The sequence below is a fragment of the Mucilaginibacter sp. Mucisp86 genome, from assembly GCF_047324315.1.
Classification (GTDB): Bacteria; Bacteroidota; Bacteroidia; order Sphingobacteriales; family Sphingobacteriaceae; genus Mucilaginibacter.
Genome location: NZ_CP168503.1, coordinates 274,303 through 297,072, shown reverse-complemented (window position 1 = coordinate 297,072; position 22,770 = coordinate 274,303). Strand labels below are relative to the sequence as shown.

General features: G+C 41.2%; 19 protein-coding genes. All 19 read right to left on the bottom strand.

Annotated features, from left to right (window positions below):
- Positions 1–191: 191 nt before the first annotated feature.
- A complete protein-coding gene (locus tag ACEN9X_RS01140; RefSeq protein ID WP_413668659.1) occupies positions 192–632 on the bottom strand; it encodes a hypothetical protein in 441 nt (146 codons plus the stop codon).
- 57 nt (positions 633–689) lie between these two features.
- The gene (locus ACEN9X_RS01135) at positions 690–1,760 is read right to left on the bottom strand and encodes a glycosyltransferase (RefSeq protein ID WP_413668658.1); all 1,071 of its coding nucleotides are present in this window, start codon (positions 1,758–1,760) and stop codon (positions 690–692) included.
- Positions 1,761–2,678 carry a hypothetical protein gene (locus ACEN9X_RS01130; protein WP_413668657.1) on the bottom strand — a complete coding sequence of 306 codons (918 nt, stop codon included), beginning with the start codon at positions 2,676–2,678 and terminating at the stop codon, positions 1,761–1,763.
- Complete coding sequence (locus tag ACEN9X_RS01125; RefSeq protein ID WP_413668656.1) at positions 2,675–3,406, bottom strand: hypothetical protein; 732 nt, start codon at positions 3,404–3,406, stop codon at positions 2,675–2,677. The genes ACEN9X_RS01130 and ACEN9X_RS01125 overlap by 4 nt, the downstream gene beginning before the upstream one ends.
- 15 nt (positions 3,407–3,421) lie before the next feature.
- Positions 3,422–5,263 (bottom strand): asparagine synthase (glutamine-hydrolyzing), encoded by a 1,842-nt coding sequence (gene asnB, locus ACEN9X_RS01120; RefSeq protein ID WP_413668655.1) that lies wholly within the window; start codon positions 5,261–5,263, stop codon positions 3,422–3,424.
- A 30-nt stretch (positions 5,264–5,293) separates the two neighbouring features.
- Positions 5,294–6,355, bottom strand: a complete 1,062-nt coding sequence (locus ACEN9X_RS01115) for a glycosyltransferase (protein WP_413668654.1) — start codon at positions 6,353–6,355, stop codon at positions 5,294–5,296.
- 25 nt (positions 6,356–6,380) lie between these two features.
- Positions 6,381–7,538, bottom strand: a complete 1,158-nt coding sequence (locus ACEN9X_RS01110) for an O-antigen ligase family protein (RefSeq protein WP_413668653.1) — start codon at positions 7,536–7,538, stop codon at positions 6,381–6,383.
- 84 nt (positions 7,539–7,622) lie between these two features.
- On the bottom strand, positions 7,623–8,213 hold the full coding sequence (locus ACEN9X_RS01105; protein ID WP_413668652.1) for a sugar transferase: 591 nt from the start codon (positions 8,211–8,213) through the stop codon (positions 7,623–7,625).
- Positions 8,214–8,222: 9 nt separating this feature from the next.
- The gene (locus ACEN9X_RS01100; protein ID WP_413668651.1) at positions 8,223–9,467 is read right to left on the bottom strand and encodes a DegT/DnrJ/EryC1/StrS family aminotransferase; all 1,245 of its coding nucleotides are present in this window, start codon (positions 9,465–9,467) and stop codon (positions 8,223–8,225) included.
- A 17-nt stretch (positions 9,468–9,484) separates the two neighbouring features.
- Positions 9,485–10,252, bottom strand: coding sequence for a DUF2334 domain-containing protein (locus ACEN9X_RS01095; RefSeq protein ID WP_413668650.1), 768 nt, complete (start codon positions 10,250–10,252; stop codon positions 9,485–9,487).
- Between the two features lie 16 nt (positions 10,253–10,268).
- Positions 10,269–11,438, bottom strand: a complete 1,170-nt coding sequence (locus ACEN9X_RS01090; RefSeq protein WP_413668649.1) for a glycosyltransferase — start codon at positions 11,436–11,438, stop codon at positions 10,269–10,271.
- 24 nt (positions 11,439–11,462) lie between these two features.
- The gene (locus tag ACEN9X_RS01085) at positions 11,463–12,320 is read right to left on the bottom strand and encodes a glycosyltransferase family 2 protein (protein ID WP_413668648.1); all 858 of its coding nucleotides are present in this window, start codon (positions 12,318–12,320) and stop codon (positions 11,463–11,465) included.
- Entirely contained in the window at positions 12,317–13,492 is a 1,176-nt protein-coding gene (locus ACEN9X_RS01080) for a DegT/DnrJ/EryC1/StrS family aminotransferase (RefSeq protein WP_413668647.1), read from the bottom strand. The genes ACEN9X_RS01085 and ACEN9X_RS01080 overlap by 4 nt, the downstream gene beginning before the upstream one ends.
- On the bottom strand, positions 13,489–14,928 hold the full coding sequence (locus ACEN9X_RS01075; protein WP_413668646.1) for a lipopolysaccharide biosynthesis protein: 1,440 nt from the start codon (positions 14,926–14,928) through the stop codon (positions 13,489–13,491). The genes ACEN9X_RS01080 and ACEN9X_RS01075 overlap by 4 nt, the downstream gene beginning before the upstream one ends.
- 5 nt (positions 14,929–14,933) lie before the next feature.
- A complete protein-coding gene (locus ACEN9X_RS01070; protein WP_413668645.1) occupies positions 14,934–16,232 on the bottom strand; it encodes a nucleotide sugar dehydrogenase in 1,299 nt (432 codons plus the stop codon).
- Positions 16,222–16,785 carry a UpxY family transcription antiterminator gene (locus ACEN9X_RS01065; protein ID WP_413668644.1) on the bottom strand — a complete coding sequence of 188 codons (564 nt, stop codon included), beginning with the start codon at positions 16,783–16,785 and terminating at the stop codon, positions 16,222–16,224. The genes ACEN9X_RS01070 and ACEN9X_RS01065 overlap by 11 nt, the downstream gene beginning before the upstream one ends.
- Before the next feature lie 630 nt (positions 16,786–17,415).
- Positions 17,416–19,728, bottom strand: coding sequence for a GumC family protein (locus tag ACEN9X_RS01060; RefSeq protein ID WP_413668643.1), 2,313 nt, complete (start codon positions 19,726–19,728; stop codon positions 17,416–17,418).
- Between the two features lie 31 nt (positions 19,729–19,759).
- Positions 19,760–20,518, bottom strand: a complete 759-nt coding sequence (locus ACEN9X_RS01055; protein WP_413668642.1) for a polysaccharide biosynthesis/export family protein — start codon at positions 20,516–20,518, stop codon at positions 19,760–19,762.
- A 311-nt stretch (positions 20,519–20,829) separates the two neighbouring features.
- Positions 20,830–22,668 carry a glutamine--fructose-6-phosphate transaminase (isomerizing) gene (glmS, locus tag ACEN9X_RS01050; RefSeq protein WP_413668641.1) on the bottom strand — a complete coding sequence of 613 codons (1,839 nt, stop codon included), beginning with the start codon at positions 22,666–22,668 and terminating at the stop codon, positions 20,830–20,832.
- Positions 22,669–22,770 lie beyond the last annotated feature (102 nt).

Here is a 22,770-nt window from a genome sequence, read left to right as displayed (position 1 = left end):
AAATGAAGCCTTATGAAAAGGCGGTTGATTAACTGGTTAAATAGTAGCGCGAACGCTTAGGCAGGGTTAGGTAGATGCCTGCACAAAAAAGAATCAGAATAGAAGCTGGAATGGTAGGTAGATGTAATGAAATTTATCTGAGTAGAGACTGTACCAAATTGCGAGAGTTTGAGCGTGTGACCAGATAAATTTTACTTCATGGTATAAGTGTACTTTCTCCCATTTGTAAGCGGGTCACTATTGTCTGACGTTGAGAAGTACAGTGTGTTTCCCCAGTGGCTAAATTGTCCAAGCCCAAATGCCCTGATATCGTGGTGGACAGAGTGGGCCGGCCCCAGTTCAACACCATTTTCAAACAACCTGAGCTTTGAAACTGTTGGAGAGGTGTTTGAATCACCAATTTCGGGTAGATCGTAGCCAATTTTGTAGCAAAAACCACTGTCAACTCTCAACCCTATCAAACTTATTGTTTTGATGGTTTCATCTTGTGGTTGTGGTGTAACAGTGGGAGTGGTAGGCGTAGTTGGCGTTGGCTGCTCAGCTTTTTTACAGCTGCTAAAGGCAGCTACCATAGCTGCGGTTGTTATAATAGGCAACACAACATTTCGGATGGTTTTAATAATTGTTTTCATAAAATTTATTTTTAGTTAGTTAAAGTTGTTGCGCTACTTGTATAGGTGGGGGCCGGTTTATACCAGTGCATTCAGTATTGATTTGATGAAAATTTCGGGGGTGCGATCTTCTACATATCGCATTATTAGGTTTTTGTTATGTTTTTTGGTGTTAAGTGCATTGTTGATGGCCGTTGTTAACGAGTTGACGTTATCAGCTTCGGCAAGGTAAATGCCAGGGATCTCATCGATGCCTCCTGCGCAGTTGGTGCTGATCACAACAGGGTTCAGGATCATCATTTGCAGCAACACGTTCGGAAAACCTTCTTTTATTGATGATACCACACAGGCTTTTGCATGTTTAAAATAAGGCATTGGGTTAGCTATCCACCCTTTTAATATTACCCTGTCATTTAATTTTAATTCACTGATTAAATTTTCAAGAGCTATTTGCTCCGGGCCTTCGCCAAATATGAACAGCTTCAGATTGGGGCGGGATGATTTGATTTCATCAAAAGCCATGATTAGCAGGTCAAACCCCTTTTCTGGTATCAGCCGTCCGGCTGCACAAATAAACTCGGCTCTGTTATCAGCTACGGGCAATGCTGCTTCTGCTTTTATTAAGTTTTGTTCAATATCAATAGGGTTTTTCTGAATGATAACCTTTTGTCCGTCAATGTAAGGGAGGTGCTGAACAAAGGCATCGCGCATGCTGCAGGTTTGACATACTACTAAATTTACACCAGGGTAGCCAAGCCAGTATGCGATCTTGTAACTCATTTTCTTTAAACCACTGTACCTGGTTAAAACAGATGAGCATTCCCTTACTATAAGTTTTGATTTTAAATATCCAATTCGTTTTAAAAACCCCAGGTAAGCATTTAAGTAAGGGTGTGTACTAAAAATAATATGATCTGTACGGTATGGGCTTAAGCTCTTTATCAACCCGGAAAAGCCGCTTGATATGCTTCCGTTGCTCACATATTCAACGTGCAGGTCATCCGGTATGTTTAAGCCACCGCTGTTCACCTTTTTTAAAAATAGCAGGCCGGCATTACTGGCATGGGCCGCTTGCAGCAATATATTTTCTGCTCCGTTTGCCTTATCGGTAATCGAAACAAACAGTAATTTCGGTTTGATATTCTGCATTTAGTTAGGTTTATTTAGGTTCTTTAGCTTCCTGAATACTTTTTTAAAAGGTCCCATCGCGCTAAATACTTTACGTTTCCCGTCAACAACCAGTAAACCACTTTCAAAATTTATGGTATGCAAGCCTTCATCATAAGGTGCCTGCGGTAGTAATTCAAAAGCAGTATGATATTCAAAATCTGTTTCGGTTATGGTGGTTATTTCATTGATCATTACCGAGCCGCCGTAACATCTTTTGGGGTTTTGGCTTGGCATGTAAAGTTTTTGCCCAACTATGAACAACCTGCCGGCCGACCGGCTTACGTTTGAAGCCACCCTTATAGGGTTTTGTTTATGTGCCTTGAATGGCGAGTCGAGATTGTCGGCATAAAATAAATACAATACCCCGTGCTGACCTGATACACTTGTAAAAAGCCAGTATTTGTTGTTGTACCGTATAATAGAGCTGTCAACAAACGACTGACCTTCCAGCAACACCCTGATTTTTTCAAATTTATATGGGTTGTTCATATCTATTTGATAAAGTGCAACTTGCTTGGCCGATCCTGTTTCAGGGATGCAATACAACTGGTCGTTATCGGTGAACATATAAGGATAGGAGAGGTGGATATCATTTTCCATGATGCCATTTACTTTTTTCTTGTTTTTAAAATGCATGTCATCAGTCATCATGATTTCTCCTCTGCCCTTCCAAAAATTAAGCTCTTCATAATAGAGATGTACACGGCCGTTGATATTTGCTGTAAAAGGGTCTGCGGCATAATCTGCTGTATCTTCTGTCAACCAGTTGATTTTTCCATTTAGTTGCTTAGTGAGAATAAGGTTTTCCGGAGATTGTGATATGTAACCTATGTTCCATTTATCATAACAGAATAGTTTATGAATCATTGAATTAAGTGCAGAGAGAAAATCTTTCATAGTCGGAATACTTTTTTTAGAAGTGACAAGAATGTGAGTGATATAGGTACATAGTCGGTTTCTTGCAGCAGGCTTCCACCAAAACTATCTTTGAATTTGTTGATCTTTAAAAGTTCTGTATCTGAAGTATTGTAAGCATAACCGCCCAGGTCATATATTTTGAAGCCAAGCCGTTTAAAAAAGCAGATATCTTCAAAATGCAGCAACCGGTTTGCCCTGCCTGTAACAGCCCTTAACTGGCTGTCGTTTTCATTTCTGAACAGGGAAGCTGAATGTAAGAGCCTCACTCTCTGCGATGAATTATCGCGAATGTAAGCATGCATAACAACATCCTGATTCTGATAAACCGCCTTGGTGATAAACAGGTGCGGCTTGTATTTATAAAACTCTTTATTAATTTTTTTCAGGCCCTTGGTAATTGCAAACGCATTATAAAAGTCAATGAACGGTTTGATACCGGTGCCCATTACGGTTGATACGCCATCTTTAATAGCCCTGCGTATTTCGTAAGATGTGTTTTTATCAAAATTAGCTTCAATGGAAGGTACCGGCGCACTGATGTCAATTACTTTGGTAAAAAAATCCTCTTTGCGGTATCCCGGAACAGCTTCACTGCTTTTACTTTGCTTATAGTATTTTAACAGGCAACCCCATAAATTGGGTTTAGCAGCAAACCACACAACTGTATACGGAACTATACGCATAGCCCTGTTGTTAATCTGGATCATAAGGTTTAGAATATTTTAAGCTACCTGGTATGTTGAAATTGGTTTTGAATGCTGATTTTTTAGCCATTGTGTAAACACCAGCAGTTTCCAGATCTGCGTTGCCCGGTTCCATTTGCCGCTCATATGTTCGTTAATCATGGCAAATGATTTTTGTACGTTGATACCAGGAATGTTCTTTAGCTCGCTTATTGAAAGATGATCCATTACATGATCTTTCAGCTCGTTTTTAAACCAATGGTTGAGCGGCATTGTAAAGCCCGATTTTGGCCTGTCAAACAGCTGTGCCGGAGCATATTGATATAATATATCTTTCAAAATCCTTTTTTGAATACCGTATTTAAATTTGTAGCTGTCGGGTAGGTTTTGAGCAAATGCAACTACGCGGTGATCCATAAGCGGTGCCCTTGCTTCTAAAGAAAAGGCCATTGTACCGCGGTCAACCTTGGTGTTTATATCACCATTTAAATATGTTTTGGTATCAAAAGCCGACAGCTTTTGAAGCATGCTGGTTGACTTTGACGACCAGATATCCATGAACGGAACCTGCAGGCCGATGTTGGGATTTTCGAGCCAGGAGTACTCAAGGCCACCCAGCATAAGTCCGTAAAGTGATTTGATCTCCGGGTTGCAGATCCCTAACGCAATCAGCTTGTGGCGATAGTTAGGAGAGATACTTATTATATCGGCTATTTTTTTACGTACTGCCAGGGGACATTTAAACAGCTGATCAACCATGGTAAACCATTTGTATCGGCTGTACCCTAAAAAGCTTTCATCTCCGCCATCTCCGCTTAAAACTACAGTAACGTGTTTTTTAGTGTATTTGCTTAACAGCAGGGACGGAATGGCGCTTGAATCGGCAAATGGTTCGTCGTAGTAGCGTCCGAAGTTCTCAATCAGTTCAAGTCCCTCTTCTTTATTACATTCAATTGTGTGATGATCTGTTTTTAAATGATCGGCAATTTTTTGTGCAAAAACGCTTTCATCAAAGCCCTTCTCCCTGAATTTTATACAGAATGTTTTTACGTTTTTATAGTTTTTTGACGCCATTGCGGCAACCAGCGATGAGTCGATGCCTCCCGAAAGATATACCCCCAGGGGCACGTCGGCATGCATACGGATGTCAACTGCATTGGTAATCAGCCGGGTTAAATCGGCCTGTGCTTCCTGGTATGATCCTTCATAGCGTTCGGCATGGTTTAAATCCAGCTCCCAGTATTTTTTTGTCCTGAAATTGCCGGTGTTGCAATCAAAACAAAATGAATGCCCGGCCTCAAGTTTTTTGATTTCGTTCCAGGCCGATTTGGGTTCAGGAACATATCCCCATATAAAGTATTCATTAATTGCCTGTTCATTGATAGTTACATCCCTGCCTAAACATATTTGTGAAGGTTGACTGGCAAATTCAAAATCAAAACCATTGTGTGCGTAATAAAATGGTTTTTTGCCAAGCCTGTCGCGGGCGCCAAAAAGTTGGAGGGTGCGTGTGTCAAAAATTACAAAGGCAAACATGCCGTTGAAATGGTTGACACAGTTTTCGCCATATTCAAGAAAGGCCGCTGTAATTACTTCCGTATCCGAATCGGTAAAAAACCGGTAACCTAAGGCTGTTAATTTTACCCGTAGGGTTTTATAGTTATAGATTTCGCCGTTAAATACAATTTTAAGGTGACTGTAAGTTAATGGCTGATCTGAGCGGTGGTCCAGATCAACAATAGCCAGCCGGTTATGACCTAATGTAACCGGACCGATGCGCTCAAAGCCTGAATAATCCGGGCCCCTGAAATCGGCCCTCGCCAGTTTTTGAGATACGATATCATCCTCATATCTCACTGTTGATCCGTATATGCCGCACATACAAAAAAGGTAATAGGTTAGTGGTTTTGTTTAATTAGCGAGCAGGGTTTCATACTCCATGCCTATTTTATCGAGCCCAAAGCGTTCAATAATATCGGCTTTGATATGGGGGTGCTGCCAGGTTTGATTGCATGCCCTGATAATTTGCCGCCGCAGTGTACACAAATCATTTTGCTCGGCTATAAAGCCGTTAAAGCCTTCTCTTATCAGTTCGTTAACCCCGCCAACTCTGAACGTAACTACCGGAACACCTACCGATAATGATTCGAGCACTACGTTAGGGAAGCCTTCGGTAAAAGAGCTTAAAACCAGCAAGTCGTGCTTTGAAATAACATCGGTAACGTTTTTGATCTCGCCTATAAATTTCACGCGTTCGCTGAGACCGATATTTTGCACTTCTGCTTTTAAGGTATTCATCAGCGGGCCATCGCCGGCTATAGTTAAAACATAGTCCTGAGGCAGCGCTTTCATAACTTCCAACAGGCGAAATAATCCTTTCTCTTTAATAAGGCGATTAACAGCGATAAGCCTCTTTAATCCGGAAGTCTGATTTTGAGGTTTTATTATGCTTGTTATAATAACCGGGTTATGAATAACAATAAGCCTGTTGAGGTTGATGTTATAAAGCCTGGCTAAGGCTTGCTTCATTTCTTCCGACTGGCAAACTATTGAGTTAAAGCGTACAAACAAAAACCTTGAAAAGTAATTGTAAAAGCGTGCTTTAAATCCATAAAACTGCATCATTTGCTGCGGATTGTTAGATGCCCTAGCTATTAAATTAGGCACCTTAACAAACATGGATACAAGTGCTACCAGGATGTTGATATGATCAGTAGTTGAAAAAACTGCGTATGGTTTTTCGTCTTTCAGCAGTTTTCGGAGTTTAAAAAATGAGTGCGAAGCTTTTATTGTTTTCAGATCTACAAACCTGATGCCTGCTATTTCTGTAGAGAAACTGCATTCGTTTCCGTTTAAAAGAACTACAACTACCTCATAATCGGGTTTGTTGAAATATTGAGATAACAGCCAATAAACCCGCTCAGAACCACCTGCGCCAAGCGAACTAAGAACAAGGAAAATCTTCTTTCTCATTATAAATAAAAGATTAGGATCAAGTTTAAGCGGCAACTAATTCTTCCTGCACTGGTTCGGTGTGTTTTACCGGGTCTTTTAGCCTGTTGTAGTGTAACACTGCGAAATAAATAAATATAGTAGGGCCATCTACGCTCATCAGCCATCCGTTATGTGACAGCGCGTTTAATGAAATTGCTATAAAAGTGAAAAATATAGCTACGTAAATTGCGTTGCTTTTTTGCTTTACGTTTTTTATAGTTTGCCAAAACAGGCGAACGGTTTTGTAATATATAGCCCATAACAGCCCTATCCCCAAAAACGGGCCAAGTACGGTCACAAACATCAGGTAGGCATTGTGTGATGATAAGCCGAACGTGAACAAGGGGTTTCGGTAAGTTACCTCATCCCAGGTTTTGCCGTAAAATATAAGGCCGAAAGGATAGTCGGCAAATATTTTAAGGTTTTCGGCAGCCATATCGGCCCTGTTAAAATCGTTAGCCTCTTTTGCCTGGTTTTTTGACAGGATATTGTTTTTATTATCGGTGTTGTCTTTTAACACATATGTGTACAAACCAAAGCATATGATTACTGTTGCAGCAACCAGAAAAACAGCTTTGTAGCGATAGTAAATAAACAGGAAGAGTGTTACACCTGCGCCAAAGCTTATAAATGCCGACCTGTTCATGCCAAGGTAAATACAGGCAACGCAGGCTGCTAAAACTAAAACCCTTATTATAAGGTACTGCCCGGTGGTACATGAGGCGATAAAGGCAAAGGTAGTAATGGCCACAACCTGGTATCCGAAGTTGAATTGCGTTACTGCCAGGCCTGCAGGGCTTTGTTTAACCGGCTCGCCCAATAGCATGCCCCTGATCGGGTCAATGGTAGCTGCCATGCTGTGATCCAGTATCATGATGATCATGGAACACATGAGCAGGAAAAAGAACATCAATATTGAAGCATAATAGCGTGATCTGCTTGCGCCTACAAAGTAGTTAAAGTATAACGAACAAGGTATGATAGTAAGGATTATAGCAAAAAATGTAATGTAATTACTCATCCCTACTACCTGATATAGAAAAACCCCGGTTATAAAAACCATCATCTCGTTGTAATAGCCAAAATCCAGCAATGGCTTTTGCACAAAAAACAGCAGCATGCAAAAAATTACAGGTGCAGGAATCCTCAAAGTATCTGTCATGAAAATGTTAAAAGCAAGTGTGTACAGATAAAAGAGCATTAAACTATAAAAGAGGCACTTTTTAAGCAACATAATAAATTTGTGCTATTGGAAAATCCGTTTTATTGTAGATAGTATAATTTTCAGGTCCATTAAAATATCCTGGTTGTCAATGTACTCGAGGTTTTTGCTGATCTTTGACGGAACTATCACCCTGATATACATATCTTCAGGATCGTCGCTGCCGGCCAGGATATCATTTTCATCGAAGTATTTGATAGATGCCCAGTCTGTTACTCCTGGTTTAACACTTAGCACCCTTAGCTGAGTGGGTGTATAAAGGTTCACATACTTCCGAACTTCGGGGCGGGGTCCAACAAAGCTCATGTCGCCTATCAACACATTCAGTAATTGCGGCAGTTCGTCGAGTTTATATTTCCTGAGCCAGTAACCAACGCCGGTGATCCTGTAATCTTTACTGCCTATGGTTAATAATCCGGCCCTGTCGGAGTTTACATACATGGTCCGGAATTTGAAGAGTTCAAACTCATTTCCATCTTTTCCAACCCGCGCCTGTTTATAAAATGCGCTCCCCCTCGAATTAACTTTGATAGCTATGGCAATTAAAATAAATAGCGGCAGCAATATTATCAGCGCTATAAATGATAAACTAATATCAAAAAGCCTTTTGACCATAACTGTATTTTATAATTCAACTTTTGCAGGTTCTTTATAATCTTCCAATACAGCGTTAACGGAGTTTATCACAGTTGTAACTATGAAATCTATCTGCGCGTCAGTAAGCTGAGGATAGATGGGCAGCGAGATTTCATTTGCATAAAGCGCGTAAGCTGAGGGATACCGGGAAATCTCATAACCCAGATCTTTAAAAAGCGTAAGCATTGGCAGCGGGGTAAAGTGCACATTGGCCATAATTCCTTCACTCATAATGCTTTCAATTATCTGATCGCGTTGTGCTTCTGATATGCCTTTGATCCGCAGAGCAAACAGGTGGTATGATGATTCTCTTTGATCATTTTTTAATGGCGGTTCAATAAACCAGCCCATTGTTTTAAAGCTGTCACAATATATGGATGCAACACGTTTACGCATGGGGAGCAGCTTTGCGTCATAATTCCTGAGCTGGCCGAGGCCTATTGCCGCACAAATGTCGGGCATGTTGATTTTGAGGCCCATAAACAGGATATCGTATTTCCAACCGCCGCCGTTACTTTTGGTAAAGGCATCTTTGGTCTGCCCGTTAAGGGTATATAGTTTTAAATACCGGTGTTCCTCGGCCGGATCAAAGCAGGCCGGCAAATTGATACAAATGCAACCTCCTTCGGCCGTAGTGACGTTTTTTACTGCGTGAAAGGAATATATGGAAACATCACTATACTTTGCCGCAGGTAATTCATTTATGGTTGCACCAATAGAGTGTGCTGCATCGGCAATTAAAAGGATCCTGCCTAAAACCTTTTGTTTTGGGCTATCGGCAACAAATAGTTTTTTAATTTCCGGGTTATTGATGATCGCCTTTAGTTCTTCGTAATCGCATGGCCAGCCGGCTATATCAACAGCAATAATTGCTTTTGTTTTTGGGGTTATTGCCTTGATCACGGCTTCGGTTGAAATGCAGCAGTCATTATCTACATCAACAATAACCGGGGTAGCTCCGCAATGCAATACGCTTAAAGCGGTAGCGCAATAGGTGTATGCCGGGATAATAACCTCATCGCCTTCCTTTATCCCAAACCATTTCAGCATCAGGATAGCACCCGATGTCCATGAGTTTACACAAACAGCCGCATCCGAAGCTGTAAGCTGTTTCATTTGCTGTTCAAGCGCGGCTACTTTAGGGCCGGTGGTTATCCAGCCTGAGTTTAGTGTATCCATTACCTCATTTATAACAGTCTGGTCAATATAAGGTGGCGCAAAAGAAATTTTCATATCAGGTTTAAATAATGTTAGTTTCCGGCAGGGATCCGTTCCATAAAAGCAATTGCTTTTTGAGCGTAATCACGTGCTAATCGTTTATAAATGCAGTATTTTTCGGCAACGGCATCAGCCCATGTATAATTTGAAAAATCCAGGTTATCCAGTGACACAAAAAGGTGATGGTTCTTTTCTATAAAAGTTTCAAGTTCAGCAAAAGCCCTGGGAGGACAGGTTTCAGGATGATAGTTGAATGTCCAGGTGTATTTTGTTTTCTGTTCAACTTCTGATAATTGAACCGGTACCCAGTTAAAGCCAAATCTTACGTATGGTGATTTGAGCAGGCCATCACTTATTATTTTAATGTTGGTATATTCATGCAAAGCCAGTAATGTATTACGATCGAAGGTATGCGCCGGTGCGATAAAGACAGTTGGGTTAATATTTTCGCGCCTGAAAATTTGCGCAGCCTTTCTTATTTTTTCTTTTTGGGTTTCTAAGGGTAAGCCTGCAAATTCCGATCTGTTATTCATTTTCAGCAAACCCGAGTTGTGGTTGATGTAATAATGATCAAAACCGTGCATGCCTATCACATAATTTTTATCCTGAAGCTCGCGTACCAGTTGCCAGTAGTATGGGTTGAAGTTACCGCAAGCCTTTAGTTTAGGGTCTTTATTAGCCGGTATAACCGCTATGATTGGTTTGATACCATACCTGTCAAACAACGTAAAAAAACGTTCCCATTTTTGGAGGTTATTTGTGGGACACAAATCATCCAAACGAATTAAGTACTGTAGCATATGAACAGATTGATGGTTATAAAGCCGGTTGACCGCTTGTTAATGCTGCTGCTGCTTCAGTTACGGCAGCATGTTTTTTCATTAAAGTTTCCCATTCTCCCAATATTTTATCGGGATGGTTGGTCTGAGATATGATACGGGCCCGATTTCCAAGGTTGGTTTTTAACACTTCATCGCCGGCCAAACGCTGCATGGCGCCGGCTAAAGCGCTGATGGAAGCCCTGTTTACCAGGATCCCGTTTTCGCCGTTGATGATAATCTCTGAAGGGCCAAAATTACAGTCTACCGCTATAGATGGGCATCCAAAACTCATGGCCTCAACTAAAGCGTTGGGATATCCCTCATTTCGGGACGGTAAAACAAACATTTCGGCCTGGCTGTAATAATCCTGAAGGTTGTTCCTGCTGCCGGGTAACAGTACCCGTTCTCTTAAGCCAAGGTTAAAAATTTGGCAAACCAGGTTAGCACGTTCTTCGCCATCGCCAATGATAATAAGGTCAACATCAGTGAGGCCTGATTTTGCATAGGCTTCAATAAGGATGTCGAAGCCTTTCACATAAGCCAAACGGCCGACCCCTAAAATAAACCTCCGATGATGAACCTTCTGATCTGATGGCGGTTGGAAAATAGTAACGGCATTTGTTATACGTTCGATATTATGGAGTGCTTTAAAGTCTTTGTCTTTAAGCAGGCAATCCTCAACGCCTTTAGCGCTTACAACAACTGCTGCTGCCTTTTTATATAAGTTTAAAGCCAGTTGCTTATGCAGATAGTTAAAGCTGATAACGCTTCTATCGGGAGAGGTACGCTCTGAAACAATGTAAGGCACCCGGTTTAACCAACAGGTGATGCCGGCCCAAATATTGGCCGATGTGATGAATGATAACACACACACCGGTTTTAGAGTTCGCAACAACTTTATGAGTTTAAAAAAAGTTTCGGCGATGTGATAAATCCTGTAAACTAACCGGCTTCTCTGACGGTCGGTCAGGTAAAACACTTTAACATCATTGTCAATTTCATATGCCGGAACATCATTGTTTAAAGATATAAGTACCGACTGGAAGTTGTTTTTATTAAAGTAATTGGCAAGCGAAATGATAACTCTTTCTGCTCCTCCGCCTTTAAGCGAAGGAATAATGAAAAACAGAACGGGTTTTGAAAAGGGGGCGGCTTGTATTTTCATTTTGAGTGTTAAATGCTCTGTTAGTTAAAGCAGGTATTTTAGTGTATCGTATGCTTTGCGAAACCGTTTGTTTTGTAATTCAAATAGCAGATAGCGTTTTATATAAAGCAGCAGTAGCTTTTTTTTAGCGATTGCAGAGTATGTGAAATTTTTGATGATCAGGTTAAAATCGCTGATAACCATTTCCATGCGTGCTTTGGCGTTGATCATGCTCCATACACCCCCTTCATGCCTGCGGTAACAACTCATTACTTCGGGCATTACGTAAATTTTGCCCCCGGTATTATGGGTGGCCCAAAGTTTAAACATTTTATCGCCTGCAAAACATTCAAAAAACCAGGGTGTGGAAAACACCTGCGTTGTTTCAGGTATGTTGCGATAAACTACAGTTGCCGTTTTGGTTTCTTCCTGTTTTCCCGCCAGTAAATCAGCATAGGTATGTATTAGCGGCGTTGGGTTAGGATGAACATAAAGTGTTTTATTGCTGGTGTTTATTACTTTATGATAATGGCAGCATATAATGAATTCTGCATTGTTTTCTAAAAAATTAACCTGTTTTTGTAGTTTATATTCATTGGTCCAGTAATCGTCTCCCTCGCAAAGTGCTATATATTTACCCCTGCATTGCGCAAGGCAATTAATTAAGTTTTTATGCGTGCCCAGGTTGGTGGGGGAGGCTACAAGCTTTATTCTGCCGGGGCAGGTTTCTGCATAGAGCTTAATTATTGATTGAGTTTTATCTGTCGAGCAATCATCGCCGATAATGATCTCATATTTGAAGCTGGTTTTCTGCATCAAAAAGCTCTGGATGGCTTCGGCGATAAATTTTTCGTGGTTGTAAGTAATGCAGAGGATACTTACCATTATCTCTTCATCAATCATACTGATCCATTTACATTCACAGCTGTCACGTTTATTTCAGATTCGATTTTATCTGTAACCAGTGTGCCAAAATGTTTGGGTTTGAAATTACTGTCAAAGTTTTGAGCACGTAATAACAGTCTGCATATAAGATCGAGATCTGAGAGCGATAGCGTGTGATACAGCGGCAGGCAAACTACCCGCGAGGCTATGGAATCGCAAACAGGCATCGGTTGTTTTTTTACATATGGCAGCGATGACAGAGAAGGGTAAAAATACCGCCTGCAATAGATCTGCGCCAGCTCTAATTTTGCTTTACTTTGATGCATCAACGCCTCTGTTTGAAAAACTATAGGGAAATATGCATAATTGTAATCCTGTTCGTTTTCAAGTTTCTGGAACTGAACATCCAGGTTTTCCAGGCGCAGCAGATATTGCTCATACAAATACCTTCTTTTTTTAAGTATTTCGTCAACATGGCGCAGGTTACACAAACCCATTGCTGCATGAAACTCGCTGTTTTTTGCATTGATGCCTTCTTCAGAGAAGGTGTCAACCCCCGAGTATCCAAAGTTGCGCATCAGGGCCATAGTTTTCAATAATTCGGGATCCTGGGTAAATACTGCTCCGCCTTCAATAGTGTGGTATAATTTGGTTGAGTGGAAGCTGGTTACGCTGATATCGCCATATTCAAATACCGAGCGGTTTTTGTAAAAGGTACCAAAGCAGTGTGCCGCATCGTATATCACCCTAAGGTTATGTTTATCGGCAATGGCCTGTATGGCAGTTATATCGCAGGGGTTACCAAATACGTGTGTTGCCAGTATAGCTGATGTTCGTGGGGTGATTGCAGCCTCGATTTTTGTAGGATCGATGTTGAGGGTTCCGGGATCGATATCTACGAATACCGGTTCACAGCCCTGCCATACAACAGCGCTTGTGGTAGCAACAAATGAAAATGGTGTTGTGATAATTTCCCCGCTTAATTTAAGCGCTTTAATAGCCAGTTGCAATGCTATTGTACCATTTGTAACAAACAGCATATGGCTAACACCCAGGTATTGCTTTAATTTTAACTCAAGGGTATTTACAAGCGGGCCATTGTTGGTGAGCCATTGTCTTTCCCAGATACTTTTTACATAAGCTCTGAATTCCTTTTCGGCAGGGAGAAATGGTTTGGTTACGGGAATCATCGTTTTAGGATTAATTGGTTAAAATCTTTAATAGCAGAAAGCTTAATTAATAAACTGGCTCCGTAATAAACTACGGCAAATACTATGAGTAATATGCCAATTTGCATAGTAGGGATGAAAAAATCGTTGATCAGGAGCCTGTCAAGAAAATAACAGCACAGACCAATACCCCCGGCTAATGCCACTGTAGGTAAAATATCTTTTACCTGTTCGGTAACCGGGTAGTTAATTAAGCGTCCGCTGTAAATGGAATTGATGTAGTAGGCTATCACATTAAAAAACAACTGAAAGTATAACAAGCCATAGATCCCGAAGGGAATAAAACACAGGATCCCGACAACGCTCAAAACCTTTTTAATAACTTCTAATCTTAAAAACAAAGCGCTTTGCCCCATTACTTTCAGCACATTTAAGTTGTATGAGTGCAGGGGGTACATGATACCGCCTATGCATAATAGCTGGAAGATAGGGACGGCCGGTAACCACTTGTCTGTTAGTAAAATATGGAACAGTGGCTTGGCAATGATACACAGCATGATGAGTGCCGGAGCATTCCAGAATACTACCTGTTGCATGAGCCGTTTATAAACGTTTTTTAACTGTACCGGATCGTTTGATATTTCTGCGAACATAGGGTAGGTAACCTTATTTATAGCTGCGGAAATATTACTAATGGGCAGCTGGCTTATTGAATCGGCCCGACTGTAGTAGCCAAGCTGTGCTGCCGAAAAAAACTTACCTATGATGATCAGGTAAATGTTTTGATAAACTGTATCAATTAAACCCGACAGTGTCATTTTGTAGCCAAAGTGGATGTGTTTTTTAAAACAGGCCTTATCAAATATTAGTGCAGGTCGCCAGCTTGAAGTGATCCAGTGAATTGCTGTTGATAAAAAGGATGTACATAATCCCATCCAAACAAGGCTCCAAACACCGTATCCTGATTTTGCGAGTATAATGCCTAAGATGCCGCCGCCAATGGCTGAGGGGATTTGAATGTTGGTTTGTTTTTTAAATTTTAAGTCCTTGACCAACAGTGTACTTTGTACTCCAAAAAATGCGTTTATGATCAAAATTAAAGTATATACGCGCACTACCGAAGTTAATAACGGCTGATGATAAAAAGCTGCGATGAGCGGTGCTGTTAAAAATAACAATAGGTACAGGATGCTGCTGCCAATGATATTAAAATAGAATACGGTTGAGTAATCGCGCTGATTGGCATCGGTGGTGCGGATCAGGGAAGCTGTAAGGCCGCCATCCAAAAGACTGTTACCTACCGAAATAAAAAGCGACAGCATAGCCAACAAACCAAATTGCGAGGGCTCCAGGATCCGCGCCAAAAATATGGATATGCCAAAGCTTACTATCTTTGAGCTTAGTTGCTGCCACAGCGCCCATACTATGCCTGATACGGCTCTTTGTTTATAACTCATAGTTTTTAAAGCCGGGCGTTAACAACATCTTCAGGTAAAAAGGCCTTCAAATCGTACAATACAGCATTGGGTTTGCAAAGCGCTTTTACATTCATTTCTCTAAACTCCTCGTGGGCAACTGCAAGTAAAACCCCATCATAGGTGCGGGTTTTTGATTCTCCGTTTTCGCAGATGATGCCATATTCTTTTTTAGCATGCTCCGCGTTGGCCCAGGGGTCATGAATGTGTACTTTTACTTTATACTCCTTCAATCGTTTTACGATATCAATTACCCGGGTATTCCTAACATCGGGGCAGTTTTCTTTAAAGGTGAAGCCTAGTATCAGTACTTCGCTGTCGGTTATCGAAGTGCCGCGGCAAATCATTTGTTTAATAAACTGATCGGCAACATAGCTGCCCATTGAGTCGTTAATGCGGCGGCCGGCAAGTATAATTTCGGGGTGATAGCCTGCTTCCTGCGCTTTTTGTGCAAGATAATAAGGGTCAACGCCGATGCAGTGCCCGCCAACAAGACCCGGCCTGAAATTTAAAAAGTTCCATTTTGTACCTGCAGCTTCCAATACCTTGTGGGTATCGATGCCCAGCTTGTTAAAGATCATTGCCAGCTCGTTCACAAAAGCAATATTTATATCGCGCTGGGCATTTTCAATTACTTTGGCTGCTTCGGCAACTTTTATTGAATGGGCCTTAAATGTGCCGGCGGTTATAACTGACTGATAAAGCTTATCTATAGTTTCGGCAGCTTCAGGAGTTGAGCCGGAGGTTATTTTGCGGATCTTTGATACCGTATGCAATTTGTCGCCCGGATTGATCCTTTCAGGCGAGTAACCGGCAAAAAAATCAACATTATAAGTAAGACCTGATACTTTTTCCAAAATGGGCATGCATTCATCTTCCGTTACCCCTGGATATACGGTTGATTCGTATACCACAATATCGTCCCTTTTTAAAACCTTGCCTACTGCGCGGCTGGCATTTATTAGCGGAGAAAGGTCTGGGCGGTTGTTTTTATCAACCGGGGTAGGTACTGTTACAATGTAAATGCTGCACTGCCTCAGTTTCTCAAGCTCGTCGGTAACATATAAACCGGTTGCCGTTGTGCAAACAGGTGTAATTACCGCGTTCAATTGTTCGGAGTCGATCTCCAGGGTGTGGTCAATACCCAATTTGAGTTCATTAATGCGGTCCACATTAATATCATAGCCAATGACCTTGTATTTTTTTGCAAATTCAACTGCCAGGGGCAGGCCTACGTAACCAAGACCGATAATGCCTAATTTAGGTTGATAATTCTCAATTTTCATGATTTCCGCTAATGTTATGAACTGATAAGTTTTGGATTGAAATGCGTGTTACTAAAGCGCAATTGATGGTTTCAAAAACCATTAATACATTTTTGCCCTGTATCTGCAGCACCTTACCCATTTGATTTACAAGAGCGCCATCTTTTATTTTAACCGTATCGCCAACACTGAGATTTTGAAGGCTTATAATTTCCATGTCTTTGTAGCGTATGAGGTTTGTCCTGATCTCGTCTATCACATTATCCCTTACTATTGCAGGTTTGCCCATGTAGTAAACAAAACCTAATGCCCCCATAACGTAAAGTGCTCTTGATTGCTCATATGCATCAACATGAACAAATACATAGGAACTAAACAGCGGGACACTGACCTCCTTTTTCCTGTCCGACCATTGATTTACTATATCTCTGACCGGGCAATAACATTCAATGCCATTTTGCTTTAAAAGCTTGTCCACCTTTTTTTCCCATCGGGGCTTGGTGTAAATAACAAGCCATTTTTTTTCATGATAATTTGTCATGCGAAATTGCGGTGCTCTTAATTGGGTTTCCATAAAATGATAAAAGTTGGATCGGGGTGTTGACGGCCTGCTACAGCTTCGCCAACTCACTCACATCCTACAGAGTGATGATTGTGTTATGCAGAAGCGTATCAATTGAAATTATTGACCTGGCTGCCTGGTTTATAACTGCTGTAACCTGCGCCGGCTGTGGCTCCGCCAATCCAGTCACATTGGTTAGGCGGTGATAAAAAATAATTGAACTAATGGTTTATAATACTCGTCGGGTTTACCGGTTATTTGGTTTATAGTTGCAACTAACGTTGCCTGTGGCTCCGCCAATCCAGTCACATGGTTAGGCGGAAGATGAAAATAATTTGAACTAAAGGTTTACAATAATATTTAGCGGTTTTACCCGTTAATTTAAAACTTAAATAGTTGTTTTTACCCTGCCTGCGGCTTCGCCAATCCAGTCACACTGGTTATCTGCAAGTAAAAAATAATGGAACTAACGGTTTATATATCTCCGGTTTTACCCGGTTATTTGGTTCATAACAGTGGCAACTTAGGTTGCTTGCGGCTTCGCCAATCCAGTCACATGGAACAGCGGTATTCAAATAAAACAATCGAACTAATAGTTTATAATATTAGTCCCGGCTTTATGGCATGTAAAAATGAAAGCTATCAGCTGCCATAAGCCGATGCGTATCCGTAACCGCCGTAGGCATAGGCCTGCCGATTTTCTTTCTTCGCATCGTTAAACACTACCATAAGGTTATTTAATTTATCATTATCGTAAATATCCCTCAGGATACTTAATTGTTCGGTGTTGGTATAATTATAGCGTACAATATAAATGCTCAGTTCGGCGTATTTGGCCAGGCTAAAAGCGTCGGCTACGGCGCCAACAGGCGATGTATCAAGCACGATATAATCAAACTGGGTTTTGCACCAGCCAAAAAGCAGGTCGAGCCTTTTATCTGATAATAATTCGGCCGGATTAATCGCCTTGCTTCCGGCCCCCATTACAAAAAGGTTGTCGGCCTCGTTATAAGCCTGGATACATTCGGCCGGCGAATTGGTATTACCGGTAATAAAATCAGTAATGCCTTTGGTTTGCTCCATGTTAATATTCTTCAGCAAATCGGGTTTGCGAAGGTCAAACTCCATGATCAACACCTTTTTATTGAGCATTGCAAGGGTTAATCCCAGGTTAATACTGAAAAAAGTTTTTCCTTCGCCTTTCATAGACGATGTAACCAGCATGGTTTTATGTTGTGTTCCCTGGTTCAGGAAGCCGATATTGCTCCTGATATACCTGAATAACTCTGAAATATTGGTATTACTTCCGTTTGAGATAACTACAGAACTGTTGTCTTCATAGTTATGGCATAGCTCGCCAAGGATTTTAATTCCTTTAATGTTGAGCAAGCTTGACTGATCTTTAATTTTTACACTGAATTTATCCTTCAGGAAAATGAAAACACCAGGCATGAGCAATCCGGCTATGATTGCGAATAAATAAGTGAGTTGCTGTTTGGGGAATTCAGCTACCGGGTTGGCAGCAGGTTTATCAATCAGTTGTGATGAAGGGATTGTGGCAGACAAGGACAAAGCCGTTTCTTCCCTTTTTTGCAGCAAATATTGATATAAATTGGTTTTCACCCCCTGCTCACGGCTTCGCTGTAAAAGCCCCCTTTCAATTGACGGAACCGAGCGGATGCGCGAGTCATATTGTGCGGAATTTTCCTTGAGTAATTGATGCCCGATAGAGAACCCTTTTTTGATGTTGGTAAGGTTTTCGAGGATATTGACACGCAGGGAGCCTATCTGGTTACTCAGGTTCTGAACAAGCGGGTTGTCAGGGTTTGCACTGGTAAGCATGCGGTTTCTTTCTAACTGAAGATCGTTGAAACGGCTAACCAATGTGTTTAACGCCTGATCTTTTAATCCCATGGTGCTGGGCACAGCATTATATTGGTTAGCCGAGTTTTTTAAATACGCTTCAATTGAGTTCACAATACCCAATTGAGTGTTTGATTCTTCAAGTAACTGGTTATACTCGGCAGATTTTGTCAGGTTTACCTGTGTGCTTGTATTTATTTCAGCAGCGCTGTTTTTTTGTTTAAAGGCTTCAATATCACCTTCTGTATATGAAAGGTCATTCTCTAAATCGTGCAACCTTTTGTCGATAAATAATATGGTATTTACAGCTGTAACGTTTTTCTTAACAACATTTTCGGCATTGTAAGTAGATATGATATTGTTTAAAATATCAACACCTCTTTCGGGTACGGCGTCAACCAGGCTTAAGGTTAAAGTGTTTGATTCTTTAATAACAGGGTTAACCTGTAATAACCCAGCGCTATAGGAGGCGGCAAGCCTGGTCAGATTGTTAAATTGGATAAGTATGGGTGTTCCATTATTTGCGTAGCCCGGGCCCTTTTCTACCTTAAATGAGTAATCTTTATGATTAATTATTTGGTTATAATTATAGATCCAGGTTTTATTTTCTTCCTTAAGCAAAAATTTACCTTGTGAATATGGCTGCAGATACAGTTGTTTCAGATAAGCAGCTTTGCCGAGCCGTTTGATTGTGACATTAAAGGGCCGTTCGTCGCCATATAGCTCTTTTGTTGTAAAGCCGCTTTCATCAAAATATGAGGTTTCCATATTCAGTTTTGCGAAAACCTTATAAATCAAATCTTTTGAACGCAGTACCTCCATTTCGTTATCCACAGTTTTGGTTTCCTGGAACATGTTCAGATCACTAAATGCGGTTGCTTTTAAAATACCGTCGCCTTTTTTATCGTCGGGTATCTGGAGGGTGCTTGTTATTTTATAAAGCGGGGTAACGTAGTTCAGGTATGTCCATGCAGCGGCTAAACAAATAACCATGCTTATCAGGAATATATACCAGCCATTTAAATAAGGCCTGATGTTTGACCTGAACTTGTTGCCTGGCAAAGGCTCTTTTAAAATAAAATTATTATCCATATCAACCGTTGTTAGGTATCACTAAACTTTATTATCTTTTTAAAAGCACTGCAGCCAATACAGCTAATGCCGAAATTGAAGCAACTACTATTGGTGCCAGCCGTGTGTTCTGGCTATATTCAACTGCCTTTGATTTATCAGGCTCTACATATACAATATCATTTTGTTTAAGGTTGAAGTAAGGCGAATCCATTGATTCAATCTTGTTGAGATTAAGGCGGTTCATTGTTCTGCGCCCGTTTTCAGTGCGGATCACCAGCACATTTTCCCTTTTTCCATAAACTGTCATATCACCGGCCATGCCCAATGCTTCAAGTAAGTTTACATTTTCATCAGTTATTATAAATGTTGATGGTTTGTTAACCTCGCCTATCACACTTATTTTAAAATTCAGAAGCTGGATATCAACCACCGGGCTTTTAACAAATGCGGCTAATTTTTTAGCTATCTCGGCCTGGGCTTCCTCTATGGTTTGTCCTTCGATTTTGTAGTCGCCTATAAGCGGTAAATTCACAAAACCATTTTCATTTACTTTATATCCGGTTTGAGTTAGCGGAACACCTGATCCCACATTTTTGTTGCCATTGAATAACAGGTTTGATTCGGGATTTAAGCTGTTAACGGTAACACTCAGGATATCTTTCTGATGAATGATCACTGCTCCTCCCATATTGCTATTTACAGCACCTGTGTTTGCCATGTTGCTGAAATAAACGAGGTTACGGCTCCCGGCGCAGCCGGTCATCAACAGTAGTGCTGTAATGAAACAGTATGTATTAATTTTTTTCATCATCAATAGTTTAAAGAGTTTAGGGAACTATTTGAACTGGTTTATTTGGTTAATCAAATTTATCTATTTGGGTAACGATAGTATACGGTTTTAGTCGATTGCCGCTTTTTTGTAAACATGTATCTTAGTCTTTACAGAACATGTAAAGCGGCAAAGCGGACATGTGTAAAGGGTTGAGAAAAAAGTGTCGTATTTACGGTATTTAAGCTGTATTTTCCTATAATAAGGGATACAACTCAGGAGAGTAGCGCACAAAAAAAGCAGGTTTTCAGGCCTGCTTTTTTGTGTTTGTTTGGATTAATTGTTACAAATTATTCCACCGTAACTGACTTGGCCAGGTTACGGGGCTGATCAACATTACAGCCCCGTTTTACGGCTATATGATAGGCAAGAAGTTGTAGTGGGATGGTAGCCAGCAGCGGTAAAAAAGCTTCGTCGGCATCGGGGATCTCAATACAGTGATCGGCCATGTTTTTAACCTTGACATCGCCCTGGGTAACAATAGCTATCACAATTCCCTTTCGGGCCTTAACCTCCTGTATATTGCTGATCACCTTTTCGTACGATGAGTTTTTGGTGGCGATGAAGATCACTGGCATCTGTTCGTCAATTAACGCGATGGGACCGTGCTTCATTTCGGCAGCGGGGTACCCTTCGGCATGGATATAAGAGATCTCCTTTAACTTTAAGGCTCCTTCCAAAGCAACAGGGAAGCCAAAGCCCCTGCCCAGGAACAGGCAATTAGGTGCATTTTTTATTTTTGATGCAATGTCTTCAATCAAATCATTGTCCTGCAGCAGTGTTTGTATTTTATCAGGTATGGTATCCAACTCGGTTAGCATATTGGTGAGCTTGGCGGGCGTTAAGGTGCCTTTATGCTGCGCTATATATAATGCTATCAACGTTAAAACCGTAACCTGTGCTGTAAAGGCCTTGGTTGATGCCACACCTATCTCCGGCCCGGCGTGGGTGTAAACCCCTGCATCCGTTACACGCGGAATTGACGAGCCCACAACGTTGCAGACTCCCAGAATTGTTGCGCCCCGTTCTTTGGCAATCTCAATGGCGGCTAATGTATCAGCAGTTTCGCCCGATTGTGATACCGCCATCACAATATCCTTATCCGTGATTATGGGGTTGCGGTACCTGAATTCGGAGGCATACTCAACCTCTACTTTAATGCGCCCATATTCTTCAATAAGGTATTCGCCGGTTAAGCCGGCATGCCATGAGGTACCGCAGGCAATAATAATTATCCGTTCCGCATTTTTAAGCTTGTCGGTATATTGTTTAATGCCGCCTAACTCTACTTTTCCTTCAAGAGGAAAGATCCGGCCGCGCATACAATCTCTTACAGATCGGGGCTGCTCAAAGATCTCTTTCATCATAAAATGCTCAAAGCCGCCTTTTTCTAATGATTCAAGCTTCAGTTCCAGCTCCTGGATCAGCGGGGTTTGCACAACGTTATCCAGTTTTTTTATCAATAGCCCGTCAGGCTTTACCAAAACTATCTCGTTATCTTTTAAATACACTACGTTTTTAGTGTATTCGATGATAGGTGTGGCGTCTGACGCAATGAAATACTCACCCTGCCCAACACCAATAACGAGGGGACTACCTTTGCGGGCGGCAATCAGCTGATCGGGGTTCTCCCGGTCCATAATTACTATGGCATATGCGCCTATCACTGTATTTAAAGCCAGACGAACAGCCTCCAGCAGATCAGTCTGTTCGATATTTTGAATTTCCTCAATTAAATGGATCAGAACTTCGGTATCAGTTTCACTTTTAAAAGTATGCCCGCGGGCAAGCAGCTCTTCTTTAAGGATCAGGTAGTTTTCGATAATGCCGTTGTGGATGATGTGCAGGCGGTTATCATTTGAACTATGTGGATGCGAATTGGCATCAGATGGTGCGCCATGTGTAGCCCACCTGGTGTGTCCTATAGCAATATGACCACTTTTGTCCTTGTCGGCGGTGTGGGCTTCAAGACAGGCCACCTTGCCGGTTTTTTTATACACGTTGAAACCTGTATTATTTATGATAGCAATACCAGCGCTATCATAACCACGATATTCTAATCGTTTGAGACCGTTTAACACAACCGGCCACGCATCTCTTGACCCGATGTAACCAACAATTCCGCACATAGTTTTAAGGCTTTAAATGATAAATTCAGTTTATAATTACTTGGTAAGTAAAATTATTTAATCAGCTGTCAATAAAATATAAGCTCCGTTCAATTGCCCGTA

What these genes read in the sequence shown, in the direction of transcription:
- glmS (WP_413668641.1), bottom strand. Translation starts at nt 22,668, where the DNA reads ATGTGCGGAATTGTTGGTTACATCGGGTCAAGAGATGCGTGGCCGGTT.
- ACEN9X_RS01085 (WP_413668648.1), bottom strand. Translation starts at nt 12,320, where the DNA reads ATGATTGATGAAGAGATAATGGTAAGTATCCTCTGCATTACTTACAAC.
- ACEN9X_RS01075 (WP_413668646.1), bottom strand. Translation starts at nt 14,928, where the DNA reads ATGAGTTATAAACAAAGAGCCGTATCAGGCATAGTATGGGCGCTGTGG.
- ACEN9X_RS01100 (WP_413668651.1), bottom strand. Translation starts at nt 9,467, where the DNA reads ATGAAAATTTCTTTTGCGCCACCTTATATTGACCAGACTGTTATAAAT.
- ACEN9X_RS01105 (WP_413668652.1), bottom strand. Translation starts at nt 8,213, where the DNA reads ATGGTCAAAAGGCTTTTTGATATTAGTTTATCATTTATAGCGCTGATA.
- ACEN9X_RS01140 (WP_413668659.1), bottom strand. Translation starts at nt 632, where the DNA reads ATGAAAACAATTATTAAAACCATCCGAAATGTTGTGTTGCCTATTATA.
- ACEN9X_RS01055 (WP_413668642.1), bottom strand. Translation starts at nt 20,518, where the DNA reads ATGAAAAAAATTAATACATACTGTTTCATTACAGCACTACTGTTGATG.
- asnB (WP_413668655.1), bottom strand. Translation starts at nt 5,263, where the DNA reads ATGTGCGGCATATACGGATCAACAGTGAGATATGAGGATGATATCGTA.
- ACEN9X_RS01130 (WP_413668657.1), bottom strand. Translation starts at nt 2,678, where the DNA reads ATGAAAGATTTTCTCTCTGCACTTAATTCAATGATTCATAAACTATTC.
- ACEN9X_RS01070 (WP_413668645.1), bottom strand. Translation starts at nt 16,232, where the DNA reads ATGAAAATTGAGAATTATCAACCTAAATTAGGCATTATCGGTCTTGGT.
- ACEN9X_RS01090 (WP_413668649.1), bottom strand. Translation starts at nt 11,438, where the DNA reads ATGAAAATACAAGCCGCCCCCTTTTCAAAACCCGTTCTGTTTTTCATT.
- ACEN9X_RS01135 (WP_413668658.1), bottom strand. Translation starts at nt 1,760, where the DNA reads ATGCAGAATATCAAACCGAAATTACTGTTTGTTTCGATTACCGATAAG.
- ACEN9X_RS01080 (WP_413668647.1), bottom strand. Translation starts at nt 13,492, where the DNA reads ATGATTCCCGTAACCAAACCATTTCTCCCTGCCGAAAAGGAATTCAGA.
- ACEN9X_RS01115 (WP_413668654.1), bottom strand. Translation starts at nt 6,355, where the DNA reads ATGAGAAAGAAGATTTTCCTTGTTCTTAGTTCGCTTGGCGCAGGTGGT.
- ACEN9X_RS01065 (WP_413668644.1), bottom strand. Translation starts at nt 16,785, where the DNA reads ATGGAAACCCAATTAAGAGCACCGCAATTTCGCATGACAAATTATCAT.
- ACEN9X_RS01095 (WP_413668650.1), bottom strand. Translation starts at nt 10,252, where the DNA reads ATGCTACAGTACTTAATTCGTTTGGATGATTTGTGTCCCACAAATAAC.
- ACEN9X_RS01060 (WP_413668643.1), bottom strand. Translation starts at nt 19,728, where the DNA reads ATGGATAATAATTTTATTTTAAAAGAGCCTTTGCCAGGCAACAAGTTC.
- ACEN9X_RS01125 (WP_413668656.1), bottom strand. Translation starts at nt 3,406, where the DNA reads ATGATCCAGATTAACAACAGGGCTATGCGTATAGTTCCGTATACAGTT.
- ACEN9X_RS01110 (WP_413668653.1), bottom strand. Translation starts at nt 7,538, where the DNA reads ATGACAGATACTTTGAGGATTCCTGCACCTGTAATTTTTTGCATGCTG.